Here is a 1,565-nt window from a genome sequence, read left to right on the forward strand (position 1 = left end):
GCGGGCTCCGGCTGTGCTGCCGCGGCGGGGGCGGCCTTGGCCGGGGCAGACTTCGCAACCGGTGCGGCGGGCGCCTCCACGAGCTTCGGCACGCCGATGCCGAGCTTGGTCATGATCTTCTGCTCGATCTCCTTGGCGATGGCCGGGTTCTCGATCAGGAAGTTGCGCGAGTTCTCCTTGCCCTGCCCGAGCTGGTCGCCGTCATAGGTGTACCAGGCACCCGACTTCTTCACGATGCCGTGCTCGACACCGAAATCGATCAGGCTCCCCTCGCGGGAGATGCCGACCCCGTAGAGGATGTCGAACTCGGCCTGCTTGAACGGCGGTGCCATCTTGTTCTTGACGACCTTGACGCGCGTGCGGTTACCGACGGCATCCGTGCCGTCCTTCAGCGTCTCGATCCGACGGATGTCTAGGCGTACTGACGCATAGAACTTCAGCGCCTTTCCACCGGCGGTGGTCTCGGGCGAGCCGAAGAACACGCCGATCTTCTCGCGCAGCTGGTTGATGAAGATCGCCGTGGTCTTGGTCTGGTTCAGACCGCCGGTGAGCTTGCGCAGCGCCTGGGACATGAGGCGAGCCTGCAGACCGACGTGGGAGTCACCCATCTCGCCCTCGATCTCGGCCTTGGGCACGAGCGCGGCAACCGAGTCGATGACCACAAGATCGATGGCCCCCGAACGGATCAGCATGTCGGCGATCTCCAGCGCCTGCTCTCCTGTGTCGGGCTGCGAGACGAGAAGCTGATCGATGTCGACACCCAGCTTCTGCGCGTAGTCGGGGTCGAGCGCGTGCTCAGCGTCAATGAACGCGGCGATACCACCAGCCTTCTGGACGTTCGCGATCGCGTGGAGCGTAAGAGTCGTCTTTCCCGAGGACTCCGGGCCGTAGATCTCGATGATGCGGCCGCGCGGCAGGCCGCCGACGCCCAGGGCTACGTCCAGGGCGATGGAGCCGGTGGGGATGACCTCGACCGGTGCGCGCTCGTCGCTGCCCAGTCGCATCACCGAGCCCTTTCCGAACTGCCGGTCGATCTGCGCGAGCGCTGAATCGAGCGCCTTCTCGCGGTCTGCGGGTGTGGGCATGGCGTGTGCTCCTTCAGCACTCGGTCCGTCGTCGGTCTATCCGGCTCCGGAGAATCGGCCGCCTGTAGGCTGTCGCGCTGCGACTCGGATGAGTATCAGTGCGACAAGGCGTGTGGTGTCGTTCGACGCTGCTCACGGTACGTGGGGGTTCCGACATTGCTGCCGGTCGGTCCGCGTGTCGTGAGGGAACGCCTTCTCGACTCCACTTGTGCAGGAGACTACGCGGTCATCGAACAGATCTTCGACGACACGCCGCCGTGTCAGCGGCGAGGTTCGAGGCGACCGACGCCATACCGGCGATGCGCGGGCACGTCGGTCTCCGCGCACAGGGCGATCCATACGGCTCTGTTGCAAAAATCGTGAAGCTTGAGCATGCTTGGCGGAGATTGGACGGACGGAACGATGACGGATTTCAAGTGGCGCCATTTCCAGGGTGATGTGATCCTGTGGGCGGTGCGCTGGTATTGTCGCTATCCGATC

General features: G+C 64.4%; 1 protein-coding gene and 1 pseudogene. One reads left to right on the forward strand and one right to left on the reverse strand.

Annotated elements, in window-relative coordinates; all coding sequences use genetic code 11:
* A partial coding sequence (gene recA / locus Q1V87_RS09630) for a recombinase RecA (RefSeq protein WP_300592041.1) occupies nt 1-1,085 on the reverse strand: 1,085 nt, incomplete at its 3' end.
* Between the two features lie 402 nt (nt 1,086-1,487).
* On the opposite strand from recA, the pseudogene Q1V87_RS09635 reads away from it, so the two are divergent.
* Nucleotides 1,488-1,565, forward strand: a pseudogene (locus tag Q1V87_RS09635) (IS6 family transposase); the annotation flags it as partial.

The organism is Microbacterium sp. (genome assembly GCF_030149085.1).
Classification (GTDB): Bacteria; Actinomycetota; Actinomycetes; order Actinomycetales; family Microbacteriaceae; genus Microbacterium.